The 24,768-nt window shown below is 71.1% G+C and carries 26 protein-coding genes and 1 tRNA gene; 15 read left to right on the top strand and 12 right to left on the bottom strand.

The features are described 5' to 3' along the window. The first annotated feature begins 6 nt into the window (after nt 1-6). From ABSY19_RS04000 to ABSY19_RS03985, 4 genes are all read left to right on the top strand, one after another. Nucleotides 7-102 (top strand) — tRNA-Sec (locus ABSY19_RS04000). 125 nt (nt 103-227) lie between these two features. Continuing rightward, nucleotides 228-668: a glycine cleavage system protein H gene (locus tag ABSY19_RS03995; RefSeq protein WP_382159272.1), complete on the top strand. Its 441-nt coding sequence runs from the start codon at nt 228-230 to the stop codon at nt 666-668. After that, a complete protein-coding gene (locus tag ABSY19_RS03990; RefSeq protein ID WP_382159270.1) occupies nt 661-1,053 on the top strand; it encodes a DsrE family protein in 393 nt (130 codons plus the stop codon). The genes ABSY19_RS03995 and ABSY19_RS03990 overlap by 8 nt, the downstream gene beginning before the upstream one ends. A 10-nt stretch (nt 1,054-1,063) precedes the next feature. Continuing rightward, complete coding sequence (locus tag ABSY19_RS03985) at nt 1,064-1,645, top strand: nitroreductase (RefSeq protein ID WP_382159268.1); 582 nt, start codon at nt 1,064-1,066, stop codon at nt 1,643-1,645. Here the strand turns inward: ABSY19_RS03985 and ABSY19_RS03980 are convergent, their stop codons facing one another. Continuing rightward, nucleotides 1,646-2,773 (bottom strand): substrate-binding domain-containing protein, encoded by a 1,128-nt coding sequence (locus ABSY19_RS03980; protein WP_382159266.1) that lies wholly within the window; start codon nt 2,771-2,773, stop codon nt 1,646-1,648. A 122-nt stretch (nt 2,774-2,895) separates the two neighbouring features. Here ABSY19_RS03980 and ABSY19_RS03975 point away from each other — a divergent pair, with 122 nt between their 5' ends. Genes ABSY19_RS03975 through ABSY19_RS03940 form a run of 8 tightly spaced genes read left to right on the top strand, consistent with a single transcriptional unit; the run spans nt 2,896 to nt 8,785 of the window. Next, entirely contained in the window at nt 2,896-3,633 is a 738-nt protein-coding gene (locus tag ABSY19_RS03975) for an ABC transporter permease (RefSeq protein ID WP_382159264.1), read from the top strand. After that, nucleotides 3,630-4,415, top strand: a complete 786-nt coding sequence (locus tag ABSY19_RS03970; protein ID WP_382159262.1) for an ATP-binding cassette domain-containing protein — start codon at nt 3,630-3,632, stop codon at nt 4,413-4,415. Before ABSY19_RS03975 ends, ABSY19_RS03970 begins: the two co-directional genes overlap by 4 nt. 32 nt (nt 4,416-4,447) lie before the next feature. After that, a complete protein-coding gene (locus ABSY19_RS03965; protein ID WP_382163670.1) occupies nt 4,448-5,230 on the top strand; it encodes an extracellular solute-binding protein in 783 nt (260 codons plus the stop codon). Continuing rightward, complete coding sequence (locus tag ABSY19_RS03960) at nt 5,227-5,955, top strand: molybdate ABC transporter substrate-binding protein (protein ID WP_382159261.1); 729 nt, start codon at nt 5,227-5,229, stop codon at nt 5,953-5,955. Before ABSY19_RS03965 ends, ABSY19_RS03960 begins: the two co-directional genes overlap by 4 nt. Next, nucleotides 5,936-6,691: an ABC transporter substrate-binding protein gene (locus tag ABSY19_RS03955; RefSeq protein ID WP_382159259.1), complete on the top strand. Its 756-nt coding sequence runs from the start codon at nt 5,936-5,938 to the stop codon at nt 6,689-6,691. The genes ABSY19_RS03960 and ABSY19_RS03955 overlap by 20 nt, the downstream gene beginning before the upstream one ends. Further along, on the top strand, nt 6,652-6,984 hold the full coding sequence (locus ABSY19_RS03950) for a hypothetical protein (protein ID WP_382159257.1): 333 nt from the start codon (nt 6,652-6,654) through the stop codon (nt 6,982-6,984). The genes ABSY19_RS03955 and ABSY19_RS03950 overlap by 40 nt, the downstream gene beginning before the upstream one ends. Before the next feature lie 2 nt (nt 6,985-6,986). Then, nucleotides 6,987-7,985, top strand: coding sequence for a FecCD family ABC transporter permease (locus ABSY19_RS03945; protein ID WP_382159255.1), 999 nt, complete (start codon nt 6,987-6,989; stop codon nt 7,983-7,985). Continuing rightward, complete coding sequence (locus ABSY19_RS03940; protein ID WP_382159253.1) at nt 7,982-8,785, top strand: ABC transporter ATP-binding protein; 804 nt, start codon at nt 7,982-7,984, stop codon at nt 8,783-8,785. Before ABSY19_RS03945 ends, ABSY19_RS03940 begins: the two co-directional genes overlap by 4 nt. On the opposite strand, the gene kdpE is transcribed toward ABSY19_RS03940, so the two are convergent. From kdpE to kdpF, 7 genes are read right to left on the bottom strand one after another with little or no spacing between them, the layout of a single operon-like run. Beyond that, entirely contained in the window at nt 8,767-9,459 is a 693-nt protein-coding gene (kdpE, locus tag ABSY19_RS03935) for a two-component system response regulator KdpE (protein ID WP_382159251.1), read from the bottom strand. The two genes, ABSY19_RS03940 and kdpE, sit on opposite strands and share 19 nt — an antisense overlap. Beyond that, nucleotides 9,456-12,164 carry a DUF4118 domain-containing protein gene (locus tag ABSY19_RS03930; protein ID WP_382159249.1) on the bottom strand — a complete coding sequence of 903 codons (2,709 nt, stop codon included), beginning with the start codon at nt 12,162-12,164 and terminating at the stop codon, nt 9,456-9,458. The genes kdpE and ABSY19_RS03930 overlap by 4 nt, the downstream gene beginning before the upstream one ends. Nucleotides 12,165-12,184: 20 nt before the next feature. Next, nucleotides 12,185-12,340: a hypothetical protein gene (locus tag ABSY19_RS03925; protein WP_382159247.1), complete on the bottom strand. Its 156-nt coding sequence runs from the start codon at nt 12,338-12,340 to the stop codon at nt 12,185-12,187. Beyond that, nucleotides 12,337-12,939: a potassium-transporting ATPase subunit KdpC gene (gene kdpC, locus ABSY19_RS03920; protein ID WP_382159245.1), complete on the bottom strand. Its 603-nt coding sequence runs from the start codon at nt 12,937-12,939 to the stop codon at nt 12,337-12,339. The genes ABSY19_RS03925 and kdpC overlap by 4 nt, the downstream gene beginning before the upstream one ends. A gap of 19 nt (nt 12,940-12,958) precedes the next feature. Next, nucleotides 12,959-15,031, bottom strand: coding sequence for a potassium-transporting ATPase subunit KdpB (gene kdpB / locus ABSY19_RS03915; RefSeq protein WP_382159243.1), 2,073 nt, complete (start codon nt 15,029-15,031; stop codon nt 12,959-12,961). 13 nt (nt 15,032-15,044) lie between these two features. After that, nucleotides 15,045-16,817 carry a potassium-transporting ATPase subunit KdpA gene (kdpA, locus tag ABSY19_RS03910; protein ID WP_382159241.1) on the bottom strand — a complete coding sequence of 591 codons (1,773 nt, stop codon included), beginning with the start codon at nt 16,815-16,817 and terminating at the stop codon, nt 15,045-15,047. Beyond that, nucleotides 16,814-16,906, bottom strand: a complete 93-nt coding sequence (gene kdpF, locus ABSY19_RS03905; protein WP_291119061.1) for a K(+)-transporting ATPase subunit F — start codon at nt 16,904-16,906, stop codon at nt 16,814-16,816. The genes kdpA and kdpF overlap by 4 nt, the downstream gene beginning before the upstream one ends. Nucleotides 16,907-17,264: 358 nt before the next feature. On the opposite strand from kdpF, the gene ABSY19_RS03900 reads away from it, so the two are divergent. Next, entirely contained in the window at nt 17,265-17,672 is a 408-nt protein-coding gene (locus ABSY19_RS03900) for a DUF3597 family protein (RefSeq protein WP_382159239.1), read from the top strand. 104 nt (nt 17,673-17,776) lie between these two features. On the opposite strand, the gene ABSY19_RS03895 is transcribed toward ABSY19_RS03900, so the two are convergent. Then, nucleotides 17,777-19,873 (bottom strand): hypothetical protein, encoded by a 2,097-nt coding sequence (locus ABSY19_RS03895; RefSeq protein ID WP_382159237.1) that lies wholly within the window; start codon nt 19,871-19,873, stop codon nt 17,777-17,779. Nucleotides 19,874-20,099: 226 nt separating this feature from the next. Between ABSY19_RS03895 and ABSY19_RS03890 the strand changes: the two genes are divergently transcribed. Beyond that, nucleotides 20,100-20,777 carry a response regulator gene (locus ABSY19_RS03890; protein ID WP_382159235.1) on the top strand — a complete coding sequence of 226 codons (678 nt, stop codon included), beginning with the start codon at nt 20,100-20,102 and terminating at the stop codon, nt 20,775-20,777. Beyond that, nucleotides 20,770-22,626, top strand: a complete 1,857-nt coding sequence (locus tag ABSY19_RS03885) for a histidine kinase (protein ID WP_382159233.1) — start codon at nt 20,770-20,772, stop codon at nt 22,624-22,626. Before ABSY19_RS03890 ends, ABSY19_RS03885 begins: the two co-directional genes overlap by 8 nt. Before the next feature lie 18 nt (nt 22,627-22,644). On the opposite strand, the gene ABSY19_RS03880 is transcribed toward ABSY19_RS03885, so the two are convergent. From ABSY19_RS03880 to ABSY19_RS03870, 3 genes are read right to left on the bottom strand one after another with little or no spacing between them, the layout of a single operon-like run. Beyond that, on the bottom strand, nt 22,645-22,836 hold the full coding sequence (locus tag ABSY19_RS03880; protein ID WP_382159231.1) for a hypothetical protein: 192 nt from the start codon (nt 22,834-22,836) through the stop codon (nt 22,645-22,647). Nucleotides 22,837-22,843: 7 nt separating this feature from the next. Further along, nucleotides 22,844-23,575 carry an ATP-binding cassette domain-containing protein gene (locus ABSY19_RS03875; RefSeq protein WP_382159229.1) on the bottom strand — a complete coding sequence of 244 codons (732 nt, stop codon included), beginning with the start codon at nt 23,573-23,575 and terminating at the stop codon, nt 22,844-22,846. Beyond that, complete coding sequence (locus ABSY19_RS03870; RefSeq protein WP_382159227.1) at nt 23,572-24,555, bottom strand: tripartite tricarboxylate transporter substrate binding protein; 984 nt, start codon at nt 24,553-24,555, stop codon at nt 23,572-23,574. The genes ABSY19_RS03875 and ABSY19_RS03870 overlap by 4 nt, the downstream gene beginning before the upstream one ends. Between the last annotated feature and the right edge of the window lie 213 nt (nt 24,556-24,768).

Here is a 24,768-nt window from a genome sequence, read left to right as displayed (position 1 = left end):
TTTCGCGGAGGGGAAACGACCCTGGTGGGTCGGCCGGGCTTCAAACCCGGTGGGTGGCGCCATGCGTCGCCGGGTGGGTTCGACTCCCATTCCCCTCCGCCATCATGAGGAGGCACCCCCGCCGCGCTTCGCGCGACCCCCTCAAGGGGGCGACGCCTGCGGCCTGGCGGAGCCAGTTCCGCGGCGTCTCTGGTGGTGGGGCGTGCGCGCCGGCAAGGCCTTTGACCATGGATCGTTTTGCGCCTGACTTCCCTGCCGATCTGCTGTACCACGTGGAGCACCAGGTGTGGGCGCGCGTCGACGCGCCGGACCTGGTGACCGTGGGCATCACCGCGCTGGGCATCCGCGTCTCGGGTGAGATCTACATGTGCCGGGCGAGGCCCTTGGGCACGGTGGTGGAGCAGGGCCGGTCCATCGGTGTGGTCGAGCTGGCGAAGTCCATCGTGTCGGTGAGGGCCCCTTTGTCGGGCACGGTGGTCGAGCACAACCCGGTGCTGGCGCAGCAGCCCGAGCGCGTGCACGAGGACCCGTACGGCGCTGGCTGGGTGGCGCGGCTGCGGCCTTCGGCGCTGGAGGTCGAGCGCGCGGCGCTGCTCCCGGGGAGCGCGGTGATTGACGCCATGGCCGCCTACGCTCGGCTCTACAACATCGAGATCGCGCATGGTTGAGTTCCACGAAGCCGAGGGCATCGCCATCCTGCTCTGGGCCGCCGAGCCCGAAGACCCGCAGCGCCTGGCCACACCGTTCTTCCACGCCGCCGCGGCGGCGGCGATGGATGTTCCGGTGGAGATCTACTTCACCGCGCGCAGCGTGCACCTGCTCGTGCCCGGCGTGGCCGAGCAGCTCCGCGCGAGCGAGCGCTTCGACAAGACCGTGCTCGACGCGATGCGCGAAGCGGTCTCGCACGGGGCGCGCCTGCTGGCCTGCACCGACGCGCTGCACGCGCAAGGTCTCGAAGCCAAGGGCCTCATTCCCGAGTGCAGCGGCCACGGTGGCGCGGTGCAGTTCATGGCGCGCGCGGCCGACCTGCGCTGGCGCACCCTGGTCTTCTAAGATTCGACCCATGAACGCCCCACAACCCGATCTCCTGTCCGGCCTGCTCCAGCGCTATTCGGTGGGCACCAAGCACCTGGCCGACCCGGCCCCCACGCTGGACGAGCTGCGGCGCATGACCGACGCCGCGCTGCGCGCGCCCGACCACGCCGGGCTGGTGCCGTTCCGCTTCGCGGCCATCCGGGGCCAGGCGCGCGAGCGCCTGGCCGACCTGTTCGAGCAGGCCGCCGCGCTGGCCGGCAAGAGCGCGGCCGATGCGGCGCGGGACCGCCTGCGCGCGCTGGACGCGCCCCTGCTGGTGGCGGTGATCGCGCGCATCGACCCCGGCCACCCGGTGGCCACGCTGCACGAACAGTGGATGACGGTGGGCGGCGCGCTCACCAACTTGCTGAACGCCGCGCACGCGATGGGCTACGGCGGCAAGATGCTCTCGGGCGGCAAGGTGCGCGCCGCGCCCGTGGTGGCCGCGTTCTGCGAGCCCGGGGAACAGCTGGTGGGCTGGGTGGTGCTGGGCACGCCGCGCAAGCCGGGCACACCCAAGTTCAACAAGCCCGATGCCGCCGATGTGATGCGGGACTGGCCGCCCTTCTGATCAGTCCCACCAGGGCAGCAGTCGTTTCATCGCTGCCACCTCACCGCAGTGGTCGGTCGCATAACCGGGCAGGGCGTTCAGCCGTTCCTGCCAGGCGCGGCTGCGCAGGCGCTGCAGCAGTCGCTGCATGGGTGGCTGCTCCAGTGCGCTCTTGAGGCAGACCAGCAGGTAACGTTCCTCGGTCAGCGGCACGAAGCCCAGGCCCTGCGCGCGCGCCGCGTACTCGGTGCCCAGGCCCACGTCCGCACTGCCGCTGGCCACCGCCTGCGCCACGGCCGCGTGCGAGCTCTCCACGTTGTGGTAACCCACGATGTCCATGGGCAGCAGCGTGGCCTGGGCCAGCAGCTCGTCGAGCAGCAGGCGCGTGCCGGTGCCGATGGCGCGGTTCACGAAGCGCGCCTGCAGGCGCGAGACGTCGGCGATGTCGCGCAGGCGCAGCGGGTTGCCCGGCGCCACCATCAGGCCCTGCGAGCGGCGCGCGAAACCGATGATCTTGTGCAGGCCGGGCTTGAGCAGCGGCCGGTAGGCGCGCGCGCTCAGGCTGCCGGCGGCCGCGAAAGGCTGGGTGTGAAAACCCGCCAGCTCGCAGCGCCCTTCGTTGAGCGCGCGGATCGCGTCCACACTGCCGCAGAAGCGGATGTCCATGTGCAGCGGCGGCGCGGCGTGGCGGCCCTCGGTGGCGGCGCCCGCGTGCTGCTGCAGTTCGGCCAGCGCATGGTCGTGGCTGGCGTACAGCGTGATCACATCGCCCGCGCTGGCGTGCTGGCCTTCCTCGAAAGCCATGGCGAAGGCGCGCTCCAGTTCGGCGCGCAGGTTCTCCATCTGCGGCCCAAGCCGCGCCTGGGCGAGCCGCTCGGCCATCAGCAGGCGCTCGCCGAAGGGCGTGAGGCGCGCGGCCTGCCCGCGTTCCCAGAAGATCAGCTGCTGGCCCAGGCCGGCTTCCCAGTCTTTCAGCTGGCCCCACACATGGCGGTACGACAGCCCCAGCTCGCGCGCCGCGCCCGAGATCGAACCGCTGCTGCGCAGGGCATGCAGCACGTCCATCATGGGGTTGCGCAACAAGGCGGGGTGGGACGAGCGCTCGGGCGTGGGAGGCGTCAGCGTGTAGGAGAGCTCGATCTTGCGCATGGACGCTGAGTGTGCCCGAAACAGGGTGCGAACCTCGTGGGCGGCTGCTTATGTCCATCCGTTCATATCGCGTCATTACGTACTCTCAATTCCAGAGCACCCACGTAAGCTCGATCGAACATATGAACACATTTTCAGACAGCCTGGCCACGGCGCTGCGGCTGATCGTGTCGGGCGACCCGGGTCTGTGGACGGTGGTCATGCGCTCCCTGGCGGTCAGTGCCACGGCCTGCCTGCTGGCTTGCGGGCTGGGCCTGGTGCTGGGCGCCTGGCTCGCGGCGGCGCGCTTCCCCGGCCGGGGCGCGGTGCTCACCGTGCTCAACACCTTCCTGGCCATCCCCTCGGTGGTGGTCGGCCTGGTCATCTACCTGCTGCTCTCGCGCTCGGGGCCGCTGGGTTTTCTGGGCTGGCTGTTCAGCTTCCAGGCCATGGTGCTGGCGCAGACGGTGCTGGTGCTGCCGCTGGTGACCGCGCTCACGCGCCAGGTGGTGGAAGACGCCGACCGCAGCCATGGCGAGCAGCTCGCCTCGCTGGGCGCCGGTGCCGCTTTCCGAAGCCTGCTGCTGGCCTGGGACGAGCGCTACGCGTTGCTCACCGTGCTGCTCACGGCTTTCGGCCGTGCCGTGTCCGAGGTGGGCGCGGTGATGATCGTGGGCGGCAACATCGAGGGCTTCACGCGCGTCATGACCACGGCCATCGCGCTCGAGACCAGCAAGGGCGACCTGCCGCTGGCGCTGGGACTGGGCGTGGTGCTGCTGCTGGTGGTGCTCCTGCTCAACGCCGGGGTGTCGCTGCTGAGCCGCTGGCGCGAGCGCGCCGACGGTGCGGCCAGCGCCGCGCCGCCGCTGGTGGCGGCATGAGCGGCTTGCCCGTGACCGCTCAACGCGCCGTGGTGCCCGCCGCCTGTTTCGAGCTGCGCGGCGTGCAGGTGCACCTGGGCCCGGCCGCGCGCCTGCAAGCCTTGACGGACGTGTTCCTGCGCATCGAAGAGGGCGAGCGCGTGGCGCTGGTCGGCGCCAACGGCAGTGGCAAGAGCACGCTGCTGCGCACCCTGCACGGGCTGCAGCGCCCCAGCGCGGGCGAGCTGCACACGCCCGCGCACCAGCGCGTGGCCATGCTGTTCCAGCGGCCGCACATGCTGCGCATGAGCGCGCGGCGCAACATCCAGCTCGGCCTGTGGCTGCAGGGCGTGCCCGCGCGCCAGACGCGCGCGCTGGCCCTGCAGGCGCTGGAGCGCGTGGAGATGGGGCACCTGGCCGAGCGCAACGGGCGCGCACTCTCCGGCGGCCAGCAGCAGCGCCTGGCCCTGGCGCGGGCCTGGGCGTTGCGCCCGGCCGTGTGGCTGCTCGACGAGCCCACCGCCAGCCTGGACCCGCACGCCAAGCGCGAGGTGGAGGCGCTGATCGCCGAGTTCACCACCGCCGGCCAGCGCGACGTGGCCGGCCAACCCACGGGCAAACCCACCACGCTGGTCTTCAGCAGCCACAACCTCGGCCAGGTCAAACGCCTGGCCAGCCGCGTCGTGTATCTGGAAAAGGGTCGCCTGCTGGCGGACCTGCCCGTGAACGATTTTTTCAACCACGATCTCCTGCGGTCCCTGTGCCCGCAGGCCCATTTGTTTGTCCAAGGAGAAAGCCTGTGAAAACCACCTTCCGCCACCTCACCCTCACCGCCGTGCTGGGCACCGCCGGCCTGCTGGCCAGCGCGGGCGCGCTCGCCCAGAGCATCGTGGTGGCTTCCACCACTTCCACCGAGCAGTCGGGCCTGTTCTCCTTCCTGCTGCCGGAGTTCAAGAAGGCCAGCGGCATCGACGTGAAGGTGGTCGCGCTCGGTACCGGGCAGGCGATCGACATGGCGCGCCGGGGCGATGCCGACGTGCTGTTCGTGCACGACAAGGTGGCCGAAGAGAAGTTCGTCGCCGACGGCTTCTCGGCCAAGCGCCAGGAGGTCATGTACAACGACTTCGTGCTGATCGGCCCCAAGGCCGACCCCGCGAAGACCAAGGGCGACGACATCGTGGCCGCGCTGAAGAAGATCGCCAGCACCAACACCGAGTTCATCTCGCGCGGCGACAAGAGCGGCACGCACGCGGCCGAGCTGCGCTTCTGGAAGATGACCGACACCGACGCCAACAAGGGCAGCGGCTACAAGGAATGCGGCTGCGGCATGGGCCCGGCGCTCAACATCGGCGCCAGCAGCGGGGGCTATGTGCTGTCCGACCGCGGCACCTGGCTCAACTTCAAGAACCGCGCCGACCTCGCGGTGCTGGTGGAGGGCGACAAGCGCCTGTTCAACCAGTACGGCGTGATGCTGGTGAGCGCGGCCAAGCACCCGCAGGTGAAAACGGCCGAAGGCCAGAAGTTCGTGGACTGGGTCACCGGCCCGGCCGGTCAGGCGGCCATCGCCAGCTACAAGATCGGCGGCGAGCAGCTCTTTTTCCCCAACGCGGCGAAGTGAACGGCGGTCTGCCCGTGCAGGTATACGCGGCGGGCAGCCTGCGCGAGGCGCTCACCGAGGTGGCGCGAGCGCAGGGCGGCGCGGTGGCGCTGACCTTCGGCGCCGCCGGTCTCTTGCGCGAGCGCATCGAGCGCGGCGAGCCGGCCCAGGTGTTTGCCTCGGCCGATCTGCGCCAGCCACAGCGCCTGGCCGAACAGGGCGGCTGGACCGCCCCGGTCGTGTTCACCCGCAACAGCCTGTGCGCGCTGGTGGCGCCGTCGGTCCACACCAGCCCGGCCGAACTGCTGGACACCTTGCTCGACCCCGCTGTGCGCGTGGGCACTTCCACGCCGCTTTGCGATCCCTCGGGCGACTACGCGTGGACGCTGTTCGCGCAGGCCGATGCCGTGCATGACGGTGCCCGCGCGCAACTGGAAGCCAAGGCCTTGCAGCTCACGGGCGCGCCCGATTCGCCCAAGGCCCCCGATGGCCGCAGCACCTACGCCTGGGTGATGCAACAGGGCCACGCCGACGTGTTCCTGACCTACCGCACCAACGCCATTGCCGCGCGGGCCGAATGCCCCTCGCTCCAGGTCGTGGCCTTGCCCGAGGCCCTGCACGTGGGGGCCGACTATGGGGTCAGCTGCCGTGAGGATGCCCCACCGCCGGCGCGCGCGTGGTTGAGCGCGCTGCTGTCCGGGCCGGTTCAGCGGATACTGGCCAGCCATGGATTCGAAAAGCCCTGACCTGCCCGCCCCGCGCCGGCGCGATCTGCTGATCGCCGCCGGCCTGGGCGCCTGCCTGCCGGCGGGGGCGCAAGGCACTCGCAGCGTGGTCGACGGCGCGAACCGGCGCGTCAACGTGCCGGCGCGGGTGCAGCGCATCTTCCCGGCCGGGCCGCCAGCGGCCATCTGGCTCTACACGCTGGCACCCGATGCGCTCATCGGGTGGCCGCGCGCCAACCGCGGCCCCGAGCTCGAGTTCCTGCTGCCCGGCATCGGCAACCGGCCCGAGGTGGGGCGGCTCACCGGGCGCGGCAACACCACCAACCTCGAACAGCTGCTGGCGAGCAAGCCCGACCTGATCGTGGACGCCGGCTCCACGCGCCAGACCTTTGTCGAACTCGCCGACCGCGTGCAGGCGCAGACCGGCATTCCCTACGCGCTGCTCGACGGCCGGCTGGAGGCCACGGCGCAGGGCTACACCCTGCTGGGCGAACTCACCGGGCGCACCGAGCGCGCGGCGCGGCTGGCCCGCTACACCGCCGATACCTTGCGCACGGTGCGCGAGCGCGTGGCGCGCGCGACCGCACCACCCCGCGTGTACTACGCGCGCGGCCCCGAGGGGCTGGAGACCGGCCTGGGTGGATCCATCAACGTCGAGATGTTCGAGGCCATGGGCATCCGCCACGTGGCCACCGGCCTGCAGGGGGCCTGGCCACGGTGTCGATCGAACAGGTGCTGGCCTGGGACCCCGAGGTGATCGTCACCATCGACCAGAGCTTCGCGCAGACCGTGCACAACAACCCGCTGTGGCGCGGCGTGAGCGCGGTGAAGAACGGGCGCGTGCACCTCTCGCCCAAGCTGCCCTTCGGCTGGATCGACTTCCCACCCAGCGTGAACCGGCTGCCGGGCCTGTGGTGGCTGGGCAGCAAGGTGTTTCCCGCGCTGTTCCCCGAAGACCTGGGCGCGATCACGCGCGAGTTCTACCAGCTGTTCTACCAGGTCGAGTTGACGCCAGCGCAGGTGCAGCGCGTGCTCGCCGGCCGGGACTGAACATGAAAGGCGGCGGCCTCTGGGCGGGGGCGGTGCTGCTCGCGGGCCTGCTGCTCGCGCTCACGCAGGGCCGCATCGATATCCCGCTCGGCGACCTCGTGCAATGGGCGGCCGCCCTGCTGCAAGGCGCGCCCGCGCCCAACGACCAGGTGCAGACCATCGTGCTGCAGGTGCGTGGGCCGCGCGCGCTCGCCGCCCTCGCGGTGGGGGCGGCGCTGGCGGTGGCGGGCGCGGCTTTCCAGGGCCTGTTCCGCAACCCGCTGGTCTCGCCCGACATCCTGGGCGCCTCGGCCGGCGCGGCGCTCGGCGCGGTGCTGGGCATCTTCTTCTCGTTCGGCGTGTTCGGCATCCAGATGGCCGCGTTCGTGGGCGGCCTGCTCGCGGTGGCGCTGGTGTACGGCGTGGGCTCCACCGTGCGGCACGGCGACCCGGTGCTGGTGCTGCTGCTCGCGGGCATCGTCATCGGTTCGCTGCTGGGCGCGGGCATCGGCCTGGTCAAGGTGCTGGCCGACCCCTACAACCAGCTGCCCGCCATGACCTTCTGGCTGCTCGGCAGCCTGGCCGGCGCCCACGCCAACGACCTGCCTTCGCTGATCGGGCCGGTGGCGCTGGGCACGGTGGTGCTGTTGCTGCTGCGCTGGCGCATGGACGTGATGTCGCTGCCCGAGGAGGAGGCGCGTTCGCTGGGCGCGCGCACCACCGGCCTGCGCCTGCTCATCGTGGCCGCCGCCACGCTGGTCACGGCCGCGAGTGTGGCGGCCGCCGGCATCGTGGGCTGGGTCGGGCTGGTCGTGCCGCACCTGGCGCGCTTTCTGGTCGGGCCTTCGTTCGTGCGCCTGCTGCCCACCTCGGCCGTGCTCGGCGGCGGCCTGCTGCTGCTCATCGACACGCTGGCGCGCACCCTGGCGCCGGTGGAGATCCCGCTGGGCATCCTCACCGCGCTGATCGGTTCACCGTTCTTCATCGTGCTGCTGCGGCGCGCCTCCCGGGGCTGGACATGACGGCGGCCCTGCTGCACGCCGACGGCCTGAGCGTGGGCTACCCGGGCCGCGTGGTGGGCGCGGGCCTGTCGCTGGAGCTGCGCGGCGGCGAGGTGCTCGCGCTGCTCGGCCCCAACGGCTGCGGCAAGACCACGCTGCTCAAGACCGTGCTCGGCCTGCTGCCCGCGCTGGCGGGCTCGGTGCGGCTGCAGGGCCGCGCGCTCGCGGCCTGGCCCTTGGCCGAGCGCGCGCGCGTGGTGGCCTATGTGCCCCAGGGCCAGGCCAGCACCTTCGGTTTCACCGCGCTCGAGATGGTGCTGATGGGCCGCACCGCGCACCTGGGTCTGATCGCGCGGCCAGGCGCGAAAGACCGCGCCATCGCGTTGCAGGCGCTGGAGCGCCTGGGCATCGCGCACCTGGCCGCGCGCTCGGTGCACGAGGTCAGCGGCGGCGAACGCCAGCTGGTGCTGATCGCCCGCGCGCTGGCGCAGCAGCCGCAGGCCGTGCTGCTCGACGAACCCACCGCCAGCCTGGACTTCGGCAACCAGGGCCTGGTGATGCGCGCCATCCGCACGTTGGCGCGCGAAGGCCTGGCGGTGCTGTTCACCACGCACGACCCCAACCAGGCCCTGCGCTGCGCCGACCGCGCGCTGCTGATGCGCGAAGGTCAGGTGCTGGGCGAAGGCGCGGTGGGGCAGGTGATCGAGGCCGAGGGCCTGCGCGCGCTCTACCGCGCGGGGGTGCGCCAGGTGGACGACGCGGGGGGTGGTCTGCCGGTGTTCCTGCCCGAGTTCGAGACCGCTCAGGCCACGAAGCGGTAGCCGATGCCGGTCTCGGTGACCAGGTGGCGCGGCATCGAAGGCTGGGCCTCGATCTTCTTGCGCAGGTTGGCCATGTGCACGCGCACGTAGTGCGAGTCTTCCAGGTGGCCTGGGCCCCACACGGCCTTGAGCAGTTGCGCGTGCGTGATCACGCGGTCGGGCTGCGAGGCCAGGTGCGTGAGCAGCTTGTATTCGATGGGGGTGAGGTGCAGCGCCTCGCCCGCGCGCTCCACCACGCGGCGCACGAGGTCGATGCGCACCTCGCCGAACACGATCTGCGGCGCGCCGCCCGGCGTCTGCTGGTGGTGGCGGCGCAGCTGGGCGCGCACGCGCGCGCCGAGTTCGCCCGCGCCGAAGGGCTTGACGAGGTAGTCGTCCGCGCCCGCGTCGAGCGCGGCGATCTTGCTGGCCTCGGCGCTGCGCGCCGAGAGCACGATGACCGGCATGGCTGACCACTGGCGCAGCTCGCGGATGAGGCCCACGCCGTCGCCATCGGGCAGGCCCAGGTCCAGCACCACCAGATCGGGCCGGCGCGTGCCGGCCTCGATCAGGCCGCGCTGGTAGTTCTCGGCCTCGTGCACGGTGTGGCCCTCGGCCTCCAGCGCCAGGCGCACGAAGCGGCGGATGTGGGCCTCGTCTTCGACGATCAGGATCTGGCTGCCGGCGGTGCTCATGGCGGGGGCGCGTCCTCGGTGTGCGTGCCCAGGTCGGCGGGCGGCGTGCCCCGGGGCAGGGTGATGACGAAGCGGGCGCCCGACACGGCGCCGCCCGACTCGCGGTTGTGACCCTCGATGGTGCCACCATGCGCCTGCACGATGGCGCGGCAGATCGCCAGGCCCAGACCGACGCCGGGCAGGGCGCTCTCGCGCTGGCCGCGTTCGAACTTCTCGAACACGCGCGCCTCGTGTCCCTTGGGCAGACCGGGGCCGTGGTCGTCGAGCAGGATCACCACGCTGTCGCTGCGCTCGCGCGCCGCGATCTGGATGGCGCTGCCCGCCGGCGTGTACTTGGTGGCGTTCTCCAGCAGGTTCACCAGCACGCGCTCGATCAGCACCGTGTCCAGGTGCAGCAGGGGCAGGCCGTCGGGCAGGTCCACGCGGATGTCGCGCCCGGCCAGCAGAGGCCCGCAGGCGGCGAGCGCGCTGCCCACCACCTCTTCCAGCGGCTGCCAGGCGCGGTTGAGCTGCACCGCGCCGGCCTGCAGGCGGGCCATGTCGAGCAGGTTGTTCACCAGGGCGTTCATGCGCTGGGCCGATTGCCGCATCGCGCTGGCGACCTCGCGCTGCGCCTCGCCGAGCGCGGGCGGTGTGAGTTCGAGCGCGTCGGCCAGGCCCACCAGCGAGGCCAGGGGCGTGCGCAGGTCGTGCGAGATCGCCGAGAGCAGCGAGTTGCGCAGCCGCTCCGACTCGATCTGCACCGTGCTGCTCTGCGCCACCTCGATGTAGTGGATGCGCTCGAGCGAGATTGCCAGCAGCGAGGCGCAGGTCTGCAGCAGGCGGCGCTGTTCGATGCCCCAGGGGCGCCCGCCGGGCGGCTCGATCACCAGCACGCCGCGCACGCGCATGGGCGCTTTCAGGGGCAGCACCAGGCAGGCGCTGGCGGGCAGGGTGTCGGTGCCGCGCCCGGCTTCCTCGCCGCGCTCGAAGGCCCATTGCGCCACGGCGGTGTCCACCGGCGCGCTGCCGCCGTCGAGGGCCTGCAGCCGGTCGTGGTCGTCGGCCACCAGCAGCGCCGAGCGCGCGCCGAACTCGCCGGTGAGAAAACGCGCGCCGATCTCGGCCACCTGCGTGGCCAGCAGCGCGGCCGAGAGGTCGCGCGACATGTCGTACAGGCTGCGCACGCGGTGTTCGCGCTGGGTGGCGGCCTCGGCTTGCTGCTTGAGGCCGGCCGTGAGCTGGCCCACCACCAGCGCCACCACCAGCATCACGCCGAAGGTGACGAGGTATTCCACATCGCTCACCGCGAAGTTGTGGAAGGGCGGCACGAACAGGAAGTCGAACAGCCCCACGCCCAGGAAGGCGGCGAGCACGGCCGGCCCGCGGCCCAGCACCAGGGCCACGCCGACCACCACGAGCAGGAACAGCATGACGATGTTGCTGCGCTCCAGCACGTCGCGCAGCGGCATCGCGAGCAGGGCCATGAGCAGGCAGGTGGCGGCGGCGCAGAGGTAGCCGCGCCAGCGGCCTTCGCCGGGTTCGGCGCGCGCGGCGGGCGGGGTGTCGTCGGGCGCCGCGGGCAGGCCGACCTGCACCAGGTCCAGGTCGTCGGCGCGCTCGGCCACCCGCTCGGCCAGGCTGCGCTGCCAGGGCCAGCGGCGCGCGCGGCGGCGGCCGAGCACCAGGCGCGCCAGGTTGTGTTCGCGCGCGTGGCGCACCAGGGCGGTGGCGGCGTCGATGGAGGACAGCGTGGCGGTGCTCGCGCCCAGCGATTCGGCCAGGCGCAGGGTGCGCTGCGTGGCCTCGGCCATCGGGCGCCCCGGGGTCTCCACGTGCACGGCGTGCCAGGGCACGTCGAGCTGGGCGGCCATGCGCGCCGTGCTGCGCACCACCTTCTCGGCGTGTGCGCCCGGCCCCACGCCGGCCAGCAGGGCCTCTCGGTTGGGCCAGACCGGCTTGTCGGCACCGCCGCGCCGGTAGGCGCGCATCTCGTCGTCCACCCGGTCGGCGGTGCGGCGCAGCGCGAGTTCGCGCAGCGCCAGCAGGTTGCCCTTGCGGAAGAAGTTGGCCGCCGCGCGTTCGGCGCGCTGGTCGTCGCCCTGCGGCAGGTAGACCTTGCCGGCCTTGAGGCGCTCCAGCAGTTCGTCGGGCGGCAGGTCGACCACCACCACCTCGTCGGCGTCGTCGAAGAAGTGGTCGGGCACGGTCTCCCAGACGCGGATGCCGGTGATGCCGCTGACGATGTCGTTGAGGCTCTCCAGGTGCTGCACGTTCATGGTCGACCAGACGTCGATGCCGGCCACCAGCAACTCCTCGGCGTCCTGCCAGCGCTTGAGGTGGCGCGTGCCGGCCACGTTGCTGTGGGCCAGCTCGTCGAGCAGCACCAGGGCCTGGCCGGGGTGCTGCGCGCCGAAGGCCAGCGCGGCATCGAGGTCGAACTCGTGCAGCTGGTGGCCCCGGTAGGCCACGGCCTGCAGCGGCAGGCGGGGCAGGCCGCGCGCGAGGGCCTCGGTGTCGGGCCGTCCGTGCGTCTCCACCACGCCGATGGTGACCGGCGTGCCCTGGGCCAGGGCCGCGCGCGCGGCCGAGAGCATGGCGTAGGTCTTGCCCACGCCGGCCGAGGCGCCGAAGAAGATCTTCAGGCTGCCCCGGCGCGCGCGGGCTTCTTCCTGCTGTACCCGCGCAAGCAGGGCATCCGGGTCGGGGCGGGAGGAATCGGGCATGGGGTGGCGGGGCCGGCGCGTCAGGAGGGGTCGCGCGGGTGGCTGCCATTGTCGCCCGAGCGGCGCTTGCGCTGCCGGGGGCGCTGCGCCCCGCGCGCCACCAGCCACCAGGCCAGCAGCAGGGGCAGCACGATGGCCCCGAACGCAAGCACCGGTTCCAGCCAGCCGCCACTCATGGCCGCGGCGCGTCGAGCGCGAGGTTGAGCGCCAGCACGTTCACGCGCGGCTCGCCCAGGAAGCCGAACAGGCTGGTCTCGGTGTGCTGGTCCACCAGCGTGTTCACCTGCTCGGGGGCGAGGCCACGCGAGCGCGCCACCCGCGCCACCTGGTAGCGCGCGCCGGCCAGGCTGATGTGCGGGTCCAGGCCGCTGGCGGAGGCGGTGACCAGGTCCACCGGCACCGGCGCCGTGTTGCCCGGGTCGGCCGCGCGCAAGGCGTCGATGCGGGCCTTCACGGCCTCGGCCAGCGCGGGGTGGTTGGGGCCGAGGTTGGAACCGCTGGAGGCGCCGGCGTTGTAGGCCATCGGCCCGGTGGCCGAGGGGCGGCCCCAGAAGTGCCCGGCCTGGGCGAAGGGCTGGCCGATGAGCTCGGAGCCCACGGCCTGGCCCTGGCGCTCGATCAGGCTGCCGTTGGCCTGGTGGGGGAACACCGCCTGCGCCACGCCGGTGACGAAGAAGGGGTAGAGCAGGCCGGTGACGAGGCTCAGCAGCACGAACAGCACGAGGGCCGGGCGCCACACGGGATCGGATTCGGAAGAGGGCGTTGTGGGGTTCATGACAAATCCTTGGGGGTGTTCAGGCGAAGCCGATGGCCGAGAGCAGCAGGTCGATGGCCTTGATGCCGATGAAGGGCACCACGATGCCGCCCAGGCCGTAGAGGGCCAGGTTGCGGCGCAGCAGCGAGGCCGCGCCGACCGCGCGGTAGCGCACGCCCTTGAGCGCCAGCGGGATGAGCACGATGATGATCAGCGCGTTGAAGATCACCGCCGAGAGGATGGCCGAGTCGGGGCTGGCCAGTTGCATCACATTGAGCGCCGAGAGCTGCGGATAGGTGGTGACGAAGGCCGCGGGCACGATGGCGAAGTACTTGGCGATGTCGTTGGCGATGCTGAAGGTGGTGAGCGAGCCGCGCGTCATCAGCATCTGCTTGCCGGTCTCCACGATCTCGATCAGCTTGGTCGGGTTGCTGTCGAGGTCGACCATGTTGCCGGCCTCCTTGGCGGCCTGCGTGCCGGTGTTCATGGCCACGGCCACGTCGGCCTGGGCCAGCGCGGGCGCGTCGTTGGTGCCGTCGCCGGTCATGGCCACCAGCCGGCCCTGTGCCTGGTGTTCGCGGATCAGCCTGAGCTTGGCCTCGGGCGTGGCCTCGGCCAGGAAGTCGTCCACGCCGGCCTCGGCGGCGATCGCCGCGGCGGTGAGGCGGTTGTCGCCGGTCACCATCACGGTCTGGATGCCCATGCGGCGCAGCTCGGCGAAGCGCTCCTTGATGCCACCCTTGACCACGTCCTTGAGTTCGACCACGCCGAGCACGCGGTCGCGGTCGCTCACCACCAGCGGCGTGCTGCCGCGGCGCGAGACCTCGTCCACCGTGGCCTGCACGTGGGAGGGGAAGGCGCCGCCCAGCGACGCCACGTGCCGGCGGATCGCATCGGCCGCGCCCTTGCGCAGCGTGCGGCCCTGGGGCAGGTCCACCCCGCTCATGCGCGTCTGCGCGGTGAAGTGCACGAAGCTCGCGCCCAGGGCCTCCACCTCGCGCTCGCGCAGCTGGAACTTCTGCTTGGCCAGCACCACGATGCTGCGGCCTTCGGGCGTCTCGTCGGCCAGCGAGGCGAGCTGCGCGGCGTCGGCCAGGGCGGCCTCCTGGACGCCGGGCGCCGGCAGGAAGGCGCTGGCCTGGCGGTTGCCCAGCGTGATGGTGCCGGTCTTGTCCAGCAGCAGCACGTCCACGTCGCCGGCGGCTTCCACCGCGCGGCCCGAGGTGGCGATCACGTTGGCCTGCATCAGCCGGCTCATGCCGGCCACGCCGATGGCGCTGAGCAGGCCGGCGATGGTGGTCGGGATCAGGCACACGAGCAGCGCGACCAGCACCACCAGGCTCACCGGCTGCCCCGCGCCACTGGCCTGCACGCTGAAGGACGAGAAGGGCAGCAGCGTGGCGACCACGCCGAGGAACACGATGGTCAGCGCCACCAGCAGGATGGTCAGCGCGATCTCGTTCGGCGTCTTCTGCCGCTTGGCGTTCTCCACCATCGCGATCATGCGGTCCACGAAGGTCTCGCCGGGGTTGACCGAGACGCGCACCACGACCCAGTCGGACAGCACGCGCGTGCCGCCGGTCACGGCCGAGAAGTCGCCACCCGATTCGCGGATGACCGGGGCCGACTCGCCGGTGATGGCGCTCTCGTCCACCGAGGCCACGCCGTCGATCACCTCGCCGTCGGCCGGCACCGTGTCACCGGCCTCGACGAGCACCACGTCGCCCTTGCGCAGCTGGTCGGCCTCGATCGGCAGCCACGCCATGGACGTGCGGGGCACGCGCCGGTCGTACTGCACATGGCGGTCCAGCCGCTTGGCCCAGGTCTGGCGCTTGAGGCCGCGCAGCGCGGCGGCCTGCGCCTTGCTGCGGCCCTCGGCCAGGGCCTCGGCGAAGTTGGCGAACAGCACGGTGAACCACAGCCACAGCGCCACCGCGATGGTGAAGGCCTCGGGCCGGGCGAAGGCGAGCGCGGTGGTGAACGCGCTGCCCGCGTAGACGACGAACATCACGGGGTTGCGGCGCTGCACGCGGGGGTCGAGCTTGCGCACGGCGTCGAGCAGGGCCGGGCGCACCAGCGCCGGGTCGAACAGGGTCAGGGTTGTGCGGGTCATGGTGATGAGGCTTTCAGCGGGCCCACAGCAGCAGGTGGTCGGCCACCGGGCCGAGCGCCAGCGCGGGCACATAGTTCAAGAGGCCGACCAGCAACACGGTGCCGATCAGCAGGGCCACGAACAGCGGGCCGTGGGTGGGCAGGGTGCCGTCGGTGGCGCCGGCGCGCTGCTTGGCGGCGAGCGAGCCGGCCATGGCGAGCACCGGCACGATCACCCCGAAGCGGCCGAACACCATGGCCAGGCCCAGCAGCACGTTGTAGAACGGCGTGTTGGCCGACAGGCCGGCGAAGGCGCTGCCGTTGTTGTTGGCGGCCGAGGTCAGGGCATACAGCACCTCGGTGAAGCCGTGCGCGCCCGGGTCCTGGATGCCCGCGCGCCCGGCGCCGGCCATCACGGCCACGGCGGTGCCCACGAGCACCAGCAGGGGCGTGACCAGGATGGCGATGGACACCATCTTCATCTCGTGCGCCTCGATCTTCTTGCCCAGGTAGGCCGGCGTGCGCCCGATCATCAGACCGGCGATGAACACCGCCATGATGGCGAACACCAGCATGCCGTAGAGGCCCGCGCCGACGCCGCCGAACACCACCTCACCCAGTTGCATGAGCACCAGCGGCACCATGCCGCCCAGGGGCGTGAAGCTGTCGTGCATGGCGTTCACCGCGCCGCAGCTCGCGGCGGTGGTGACCACCGCGAACAGGCTGGAGGCGTGGATGCCGAAGCGCACTTCCTTGCCTTCCATGTTGCCGCCCGACTGCAGCGCGCTGCTGGCCTGGTCGGCGCCGAGCGCGGCGAGCACCGGATTGCCCTGCTGCTCGAACGCGGTGGCCGCGACCACGAAAGCCACGAACAGCAGCGCCATCGCGGCGAGCACGGCCCAGCCCTGGCGCGGATCGCCGACCATGCGGCCGAACACGAAGCACAGCGCCGCCGGGATCAGGAAGATGGCCAGCATCTGCACGAAGTTGGACAGCGCCGTGGGGTTCTCGTACGGGTGCGCGGAGTTGGCGTTGAAGAAGCCGCCGCCGTTGGTGCCCAGCATCTTGATCGCGAGCTGCGAGGCCACCGGCCCCATGGCCAGGGTCTGCGCCGCGCTGCTGTGCGCCTCGGTGAGCGCCGGCTGGCCTTCGGCGCCGGGGGTCGAGGTTTCCCAGGTGACGGTCTCGACCGTCTTCACCTCGGTGTAGGGCGAGAGGTTCTGGATCACGCCCTGGCCCGCGAAGAACACCGCCAGCACCAGCGACAGCGGCAGCAGCACCCACAGCGTGGCGCGCGTCAGGTCCACCCACACGTTGCCGATGGACTGGGCCGAATGGCGCGAGAAGCCGCGCACCAGCGCGACCACCACCACGAGGCCGGTGGCGGCCGACAGGAAGTTCTGCACCGTGAGGCCCAGCATCTGGGTGAGGTAGCTCATGGTGGACTCGCCACCATAGCCCTGCCAGTTGGTGTTGGCCATGAAGCTGATGGCGGTGTTGAAGGCCGAGTCGGGCGTGACCGCGCCGAAGGCCTGCGGGTTGAGCGGCAGCCCGCCCTGCAGGCGCTGCAGCGCGTACACCGCGAGCAGGCCCAGGCCGTTGAACACCAGCAGGCCCAGCGCGTAGCGCAGCCAGCCGGATTCGCGCTCGGGCCGCACGCCGGCCAGGCGCCACAGCGGCGCCTCGATGCGCTGGCCGAGCGCGAAGCGGCCGGCCATCACCGCGTCGATCGCGCGCGCCAGTGGCCAGGCCAGCGCGAGCAGCAGCGCGAGGAACACCGCCAGTTGCAGCCATGCCATCGCGCTCATGAGAAGTCCTCCGGCCGCAGCAGCACGGCCACCAGGTAGATCAGCAGCCCGCCCGAAAGCGCGGCCGCCAGCAGGGTCCAGCCGCTCATAGGAGTACCTCCGCGCGACGCGCTGAGGTGCGAGCTGGCGTGGGGCGGCCCGGCGCGGCGCTCATGCGCGCCCCCCGCCGGTGGGTTGCAGGCGCTGGCAAACCAGTGCCAGGCCCCAGACGAGCAGGCCGCAGGCAGCGGCCAGGCCGAGGTAGATGAAGTCCATGGGGTTCTCCGTTCAAGACAGTCCACCGATGCTAGGAACGGGGGCGTCAAGACGGGCGCAAGACTGCGCGGGCCGGTATCAAGAAAGCATCAAGGCCGGCGGTTGGGCTTGTCGCATTTATGGCCTATGCTGGCGTGGCGCGCCGCCACACTGGCCAGGCGGGCCTTTTTCAACGGAAACAAGGAGAACACCATGGGATTTTTCAGCAACATCCTCGAGAAGCTTGGCATGTCCAAGGCCGCGGAGGCCCCAGTCATCACACCGCCCACCGTGCCCACGGCGCCTGCTGACGCACCGGCACCCGCGCCGGCCGCCGCGCCCGCCGTCGCATCGATCACCATGGTCGACGTGATGGCCTTGATGGAGAAGAAGGCGGCCGCCAACCCGCAGAAGCTGAACTGGAAGACCTCCATCGTCGACCTGCTCAAGCTGCTGGACCTCGACAGCAGCCTCGAGGCGCGCAAGGCGCTCGCCAAGGAGCTGTATTGCCCCGACGAGCTGATGGGCGATTCGGCCAAGATGAACATGTGGCTGCACAAGAACGTGCTGGCCCACATCGCCGCCAACGGCGGCAACGTGCCGAAGGAACTGTTCAGCTGATCCGCTGAACCGGTGCGGCAGAAACGCCCCGCTTGCGGGGCGTTGTCGTTTCAGCATGAAAAAGCCCCGCCGAAGCGAGGCTGCGGAGCCAGGCCCGGGGGGCTTCAGGGCACGATGTTGAGCTGGTACAGCGCGTAGAAGTTGGCGTACTCCCGCCCGACGACGTCGCGGGCCGAGAGGTGCAGGCCGCTGAGGCGCGAACCCTCGGCGAAGGTCGGGCCGCCGTTGAAGCAGTGGTCGTCCGTCACGCTCTGCTGCGAGCAGGCCACGACAGCCTGGCGCGCCGTCGATCGCACCTCGACCGAATCGGTGAAGTTGGCGTTGCTGCCCGTGCGCGGCGAGCGCCCGAACATCGTGATCTGCGTGGGGGGCAACTGGCCCGTGCCCACACTCCAGCCGTTGCCGCCGCCTTCCGAGGAGATGTCGCCGGGGTCGCCGGCGACGAACACGATCTGTCCCGCGTCCTGCACGCCGGCCGGCTCGGTGCCCGACCGGATTTCGGCGATCAGGGCCGGCGTCAGCTGCGCGAGACCCTGCGTGCGGAGTTCGGCGATGGTGAGGGCGCGGGCGCGGTTCTTGTAGTACTGCACCTCGGGCACCGTGGTGTCGTCCTGCGGCGTGGCCGGGTCGTCGACGTTGAGGTAGTAATCGAACCGCCAGCTGCCCTGCGACTTGGCGCTGGCCAGGCTGGCCTCGGTGCGGTCCGGATCGGCGACGAAGAACAGCGTGGGGTCGACGTTGCGCGGATGGGGGCGCGACGTGTTGCCATCCACGTACTCGCTGCGCAAGCGCACGAAGCTGGTGCCGGAGACCACGGGCCCGGGCTTGACCAGCCCCAGGAAACTGGAGTTGCCGCTCGGTTGCAGGGTGAGGACCGAACCGGTCGGCGTGGTCACGACGACGCGGTTGAAGAGCGGACCCTGGTTGCCCGGGCGCTGGCGGTTGGCCACGTCCAGCACGTAGCCGGTGCTGAAGTAGTCGTAGGCTTCCTGGTCCAGGCTGATGAAGTTGCGCCGCTGCTGGTAGGCCGCGACGCGGCCGGGGAAGCGGTACTGGTTGCCGATCAGCCGCAGCTTGCCGTCCACCGTGCTGGTGCGCAGCACGAAGCTGTCGTAGGACTCGCTGCCGTCGGGGCCGGTGCTCTTGTAGCCGACGACGATGTCCTTGTCGGCGTTGTCGCGGGTGAACTCGTAGGTGCCCTGACTGAACACCACGCCGACCGCGTTGGGGTTGAAGAGGCCGGCGAAGGCACCGGTGCTGCTCACCGTGCCGCCGTTGCTCTTGAAGAGTGTGGGGTCACCGTTGTGGAACACGTCGAGGCAGGCGGGCGCCAGCACGGTGCTGGGCGCCGCTGCCCGTGCGTTGGCCGGCAGGGCGTAGCACGCGGTCAGCGCCTGGAGGAACTGGGTGATCTTCGCGGAGGTGCCTTCGGCGATGAGCGTGGTCGGATCGATCGCGGGCAAGGGCGCGACGGTCGTCGTGTTGCTGCTGAAGCTCAGGCTGATGGGTTGCTGGCCATCGGGCACTTCCTGCTTCACCGAGATCTCGATGTTGGTGGTGGTCGAGCTGGCCGGCAGGAAGGTGATGTTGACCGAGTCCAGCAGGCGGTCGTAGCCGGTGCCGTCGGTGCTGAAGGTGCCCGTCAGCGGATTGAAGCCGCTCGTGCTGGTGGCCGTGAGCAACGGCGCCAGGATGGCCTGCACCTCTGTCACGGTGGCGGCCACGGCCTGTGCCGAGATGACCGCATTGCCCGCGGCCAGTTCGCTGGCCAGCTTGCCCGGGTCGCCGGAGGGCGACAGGCGCGAGGCGATGAGCGTGGTGATCGGCGTGATGTTGGCGGTGGTCGCGCTGGCCGAAGCGATCACGCTGACCAGCGTCTGGGTGGCCCCGTTGGCGTCGGTGCGGTTGGCCACCAGCACGAAAGGCGCCACGGCCGCCGCGTCCAGCGTGATGCTGTAGGTGCCGTTCGTGCCGACGGGCTGGCTCTGGCCCACGGTGACGCCGCGGCTGTCGACCACGGTGATGACGGCGCCTGTGAAGGCCGCGCCGGTGGCGGCCACGCCGCTGACGGTGAGGCCCACCGGGGCGGTGACGGTGCCGCCGCCGCCGGCGCCCGAGTTGACGCCGCTGCCGCCGCCGCAGCCCGCCAGTGCCAGCATCAATGCGCCCGCCAGGGCATACCCTCTGTAGTTGTTTCGCATGCAATCTCCATGTGTTCGTGGGACGTGGCCGGGGACTCCTGGACCCAGGCATCGGCATTGGAGGTCTGGCGACGGCAAATTGCATCCCATGAACATGGGGTTCGAGGCGATCCTTCCCCTCGCTGTGTGCCGCTTTGCACGTTCGGCTCCCGCTTTCTGGGTATGCTCGATGCAACCCGCGCACAACCCATCAGTCCAACCCGCGGGATGCTGGAGACCGATCCCGATGTGGCGTGTGCTGATCGTCGAAGACGACCCCGAGATGCGCAGTTTTTTCGAGTCCTGCGTGGCCCGCTCGCCGGCCCTGGCGCTGGCCGGCTGTGTGGGCACGGTGGCGCACGCCAGGGACTGCCTGGCCCGCCCAGGCGAGGGCGTGGACGTGCTGTTGACCGATCTGGGCCTGCCCGACGGTTCCGGTCTGGAGGTCATTCGGCAGGCCCGCCTGACCCACCCTGACTGCGAGACCCTGGTCATCTCCATGTTCGGCGACGAGGACAACGTGCTGGCCAGCATCGAGGCCGGCGCGCTGGGCTACATCCACAAGGACGCGGCCCCCGAAGACATCGCCCAGACCATCCTGGAGATGAAGGCGGGAGGCTCACCGATCTCGCCCATGATCGCCCGCCGCGTGCTGACCAAGTACGCCGCACGCCAGGCCGCCGTGCCGCCCCCCGCCGCCGCGCCGCCCCCGGTCGAACGCCCGCCCTTGTCGCGCCGCGAGCAGGAGGTGCTCGGCCTGATCGCCCGGGGCTTCTCGTACCAGGAGATCGCGAACCTGCAGGGCGTGAGCGTGCACACGGTGCAGGCGCACATCAAGAGCCTTTACAGCAAGCTGGCGGTGCACTCCAAGATGGAGGCGGTGTTCGAAGCCACCCGCATGGGCATGTTGCCGCGGCATGACTGAGGGCATCGGGTGGCGCTGGCTGGTGTGCCTGTGTCTGGCTCTGGGCCTGACGGGATCGCTGCACGCCGACGACGAAGAAGCGCCGCATCGGCCGGCACTGGAGCTGCGCGTGGCGCAGGTAAGCGTGGAGGTGGACGGCCAGACCGAGCAGCGCCAGCTCACCCTGCCTTACCACTGGGACCGCCACAACCCGGGGCGTGCCGGCCGGGCGACCTTCGATCTCAGCTTCACATTGACCGAGGAGCCGCTGGGCCCCTGGGGCATCTACCTGCCCCGGCTGGGCAACGCCTATGAGGTCTGGCTCAACGACATGCTGGTGCAGCACGAGGGCGACATGCAGCAGGGGAACGGGGCGGACTACGCGCAGGTGCCGAGGCTGGTGCCGCTGCCCGCGGGCCTGCTGGAGCGGAACAACACCCTGAAGGTTCGGGTTCGCGCCGATGTGGGGCGCCGTGGCGGGCTCTCCACCGTGTGGATCGGGCCGCGAGAGTCGGTCGCGGCGAAGTACGCCGAGTCCTATCGCTGGCGGGTGACGGGCTCCATGATCGTGGTCGGCTTCAGCCTCATCGTCGGGCTGATCTCACTCTCGCTCTGGGTGACACAGCCCGATCTGTCCAACACGGCCCGCCAGCAGCGCGACCCGCTGTACCTGTACGCCGGTCTGGCTGAACTGTTCTGGGCGGTCCGGGTCGGCGACGCGCTCATCGAGAACCCGGTGCTGCCCTGGCCCTGGTGGGGCGTGGTGCCGGTGGTGGCGCTCGCGGTCTGGAGCTGGAGCATGGGGCTGTTCTGCATGAACGTGGCGCGCTGGGAGAACCGGCCGGCCGGCCGCCTGATGGCCAGCTGGCTGATGGCCCTGATGCTGGCCAGCGGGCCCATGGCGATCTGGGCGCTGGGCTTCGGCCACCCGCTGGCGCTCACGGCGTGGTACGCGGCGCTGGGCCTGACCTTCCTGTTGTTCGGTGCGGTCTTCCTGGGCCAGGCGCTGCGTGGTGCCAGCATGCCTCACCGGGTGGTGGCGCTGGCGGTGCTGCTCAACGTGGCGGTGGGTGCTCGCGATCTCTACGTGTTCCGCATCAACCCGACCTACGCCGACAGCACCCTGATGCGGTACTCGTCGGTGGTGTTCGGCCTGGGGCTGGTCTACATCGTCATCGAGCGGTTCCGTCGGGTCTCGGCCCAGGCGCGCGACCTGCTGAACAACCTGGCCGCGCGGGTGAGTGAGAAGGAGCGGGAGCTTGCCGCGACCTACCAGCGGGTGGAGCAACTGGCCCGCGAGCAGGAGCGCACCGCCGAGCGGACCCGCATCCTGCGCGACATGCACGACGGCGTGGGAGCCCACATCAGCTCGGCGATCCGGCAACTCGAGTCGGGCCGGTCCAGCCAGCAGGAGCTGCTGCAGACGCTGCGCGATTCGCTGGACCAGCTCAAGCTGTCGATCGACGCCATGAACCTGCCGCCGGGCGACGTGACGGCGCTGCTGGCCAACCTGCGCTACCGCCTGGAGCCTCGCCTGCAGGCCAGCGACATCGCGCTTCGCTGGGCGGTGGAACTGATCGAGCCGCTGCAGCGGCTGGACGCCGGCGCGATGCGCCAGCTGCAGTTCATGGTCTTCGAGGCCTTGTCGAACGTGCTGCAGCATGCGCAGGCAACCGAGCTGTGCATCGAAGCCGTCGCGGCCGAGCAGGGTGTGCGCCTGCGCATCGTGGACAACGGCCGAGGGTTCGACGCCACCGTGGCGTGGCGCAAGGGACTGCTGGCGATGCGGGAACGCGCCCGCGCGATCGGCGCGGTGCTCTCGTTGCAGAGTGCGCCGGGACGCACGGTGGTGGAGATCCAGTTGTCCTGACGGTTCGGCGCACGTGCCTCACCCCGCCAGGTTGCGAAAGAAGTAGCGCGCCAGCGCCACCCAGAAGTCGCCCCCGGAGTGCTGTTGCCACAGCAACGAGATGTCGGCGAAGCCCTTGTGGAAGATCATCGCGAGCATGCCCGTGAGGCCCAGGATGCCCACCACCTGCAGGGCGGTCTTGAAGCGGGCGTCGGGGTCTTTGTCGGGCATGCCCTGATTATGGCGGCCCGAGCTGGCGCAGCACCTCGGCCTGAAAGTCCGCGCCTTGTGCCTGCGCCATGAAGGCCGGGATCGAGCCCTCGAAGCGCACCGTGCCCTGGTGCAGCAGCATCAGGCGGTCGGCACCGTGCACTTCCTCGATCAGGTGGGTGGCCCACAGCACGCCCATGCCCCGTGTGCGGCACAGCGTGCGCACGGTGTCGAGCAACTGCTGGCGCGAGGCCGGGTCCAGGCCCACGGTGGCTTCGTCCATCAGCAGCACGCGCGGTTCGTGCAGCAGCGCGCGCACCAGCTCCACCTTGCGCCGCGTGCCGCCCGAGAGGCTGCGCACCACGGCGCGCGCCTGTTCGCCCAGGTCCATGGCATCGAGGTGCGCCGCGATGCGCTCGCGCGCCTGCGCGCGCGGCAGGCCGTGCAGGTCGGTGTGGAACAGCAGGTTGGCCATCACCGACAGGTCGAGGTCGAGGGCGCCCTGCTGGAACACCACGCCCAGCCCGGCCAGCGCGCGGCTGGGGTGGCGGCGCATGTCGTGGCCCAGCACCTCGATGCGGCCCTGGTCGGGCGTGAACAGGCCGGTGAGCAATTGCAGCAGGGTGGACTTGCCTGCGCCGTTGGGGCCGAGCAGCGCGAGCATTTCGCCGGCCTGCAGGCTCACGCCCACGCCCTTGAGCGCGGGTTTGCCGGCGTAGGCCTTGTGCAGGCCATCGGCCTGGAGCAAAGGCGTGTTCATCCGCTCACCCCCGTCGGTTTGGCCAGCAGGTGCATGCGCTGCAGCAGGCGTTTCTCGCGCTCCACCGTGTCGCCCACCGCCTGCCGGTAGTCGCGGGTGTTGAGGTAGTCCAGCGTCTGGTCGTAGCGCGCGAGTTCGCGCAGGTGGCGCTCGCTCTGCATCGCGCGGGCGAAGGCGTCGTGCAGTTTCCGCACCACCGGCTCGGGCGTGCCGCGCGGCGCGGCCAGGCCCCAGGGCGAGGTGTAGACCGAGCGGGGGTAACCGAGTTCGCGCAGCGTGGGCGCGTCGGGCCAGCGCGGGCTGCGCTGCGCGCTGAAGACGGCGAGCAGCCGGACCTTGCCCTGGTCCACCCAGGGCGCGAAGCCGGTGGAGTTCACGCCCGCCATCAGCTGGCCGCTGGCCACCGCGAGCATCTGGTCGGCCGTGCCCCGGTAGGGCACGTGCACATAACGGATGCCGCGCTGCAGCAGGATCTCTTCCATCGCCAGGTGGGCGGTGGTGCCGATGCCGGTGGAGCCCAGGATGAGTTCACCCGGGTGATCGCGCGCCCAGTCGAGCATCTCGGGCAATTGTCTCCAGGGGCTGGCGCTGGGCACCAGCACGCCGAAGGTGGTGCCCGAGACCTGCACGATGGGGCTGAGATCCGTCACCGGGTCCCAGGGCACGGGGTTCATGAGCGCGTGCCGGTACACGGTGATGGGCACCTGGCCGATGGTGTGGCCGTCGGGCTCGGCGGCCTTGAGCAACGGCGCCACCTGCGTGCCGGCCACGCCGGGCCGGTTGATCACCACGATGGGTTGGCCCAGCAAGGGCTCGGCTTCCTCGCACAGGATGCGCAGCGTGAGGTCGGTCGCGCCGCCGGCGGGCCAGGGCACGATGAGCTGCAGGGGGCGGGTGGGCCAGGCCGCCGTGCTGGCCAGCGCCGGGCCCGCCGAGGCCGCCAGCGCCAGGCCCCAGGCCAGCGCGCGGCGGCGTGTCACAGGGCAGTGTTCCTTGCTGGAACAGTCGGGAGGGCCGTGGGGCAGTCGGGTCATGCGGTGCGGGCCTGCGAAGCCGTGTGGTCTCAGGGTTTGTCCGTAGCGATCGGGTCGCCAACGGGGTGTTTGGGGCAGGTCAACGCAATTTCCATTCCCCCGCTGGCGCTGGCATCGAATTTGCGGAACAGGGGCAGCGGCGCCACCCGGGTGACCGCT

This window comes from Hydrogenophaga sp. ANAO-22 (genome assembly GCF_042466645.1).
Taxonomy (GTDB): domain Bacteria; phylum Pseudomonadota; class Gammaproteobacteria; order Burkholderiales; family Burkholderiaceae_C; genus Hydrogenophaga.
This window is presented reverse-complemented; position numbering and strand designations above follow the sequence as displayed.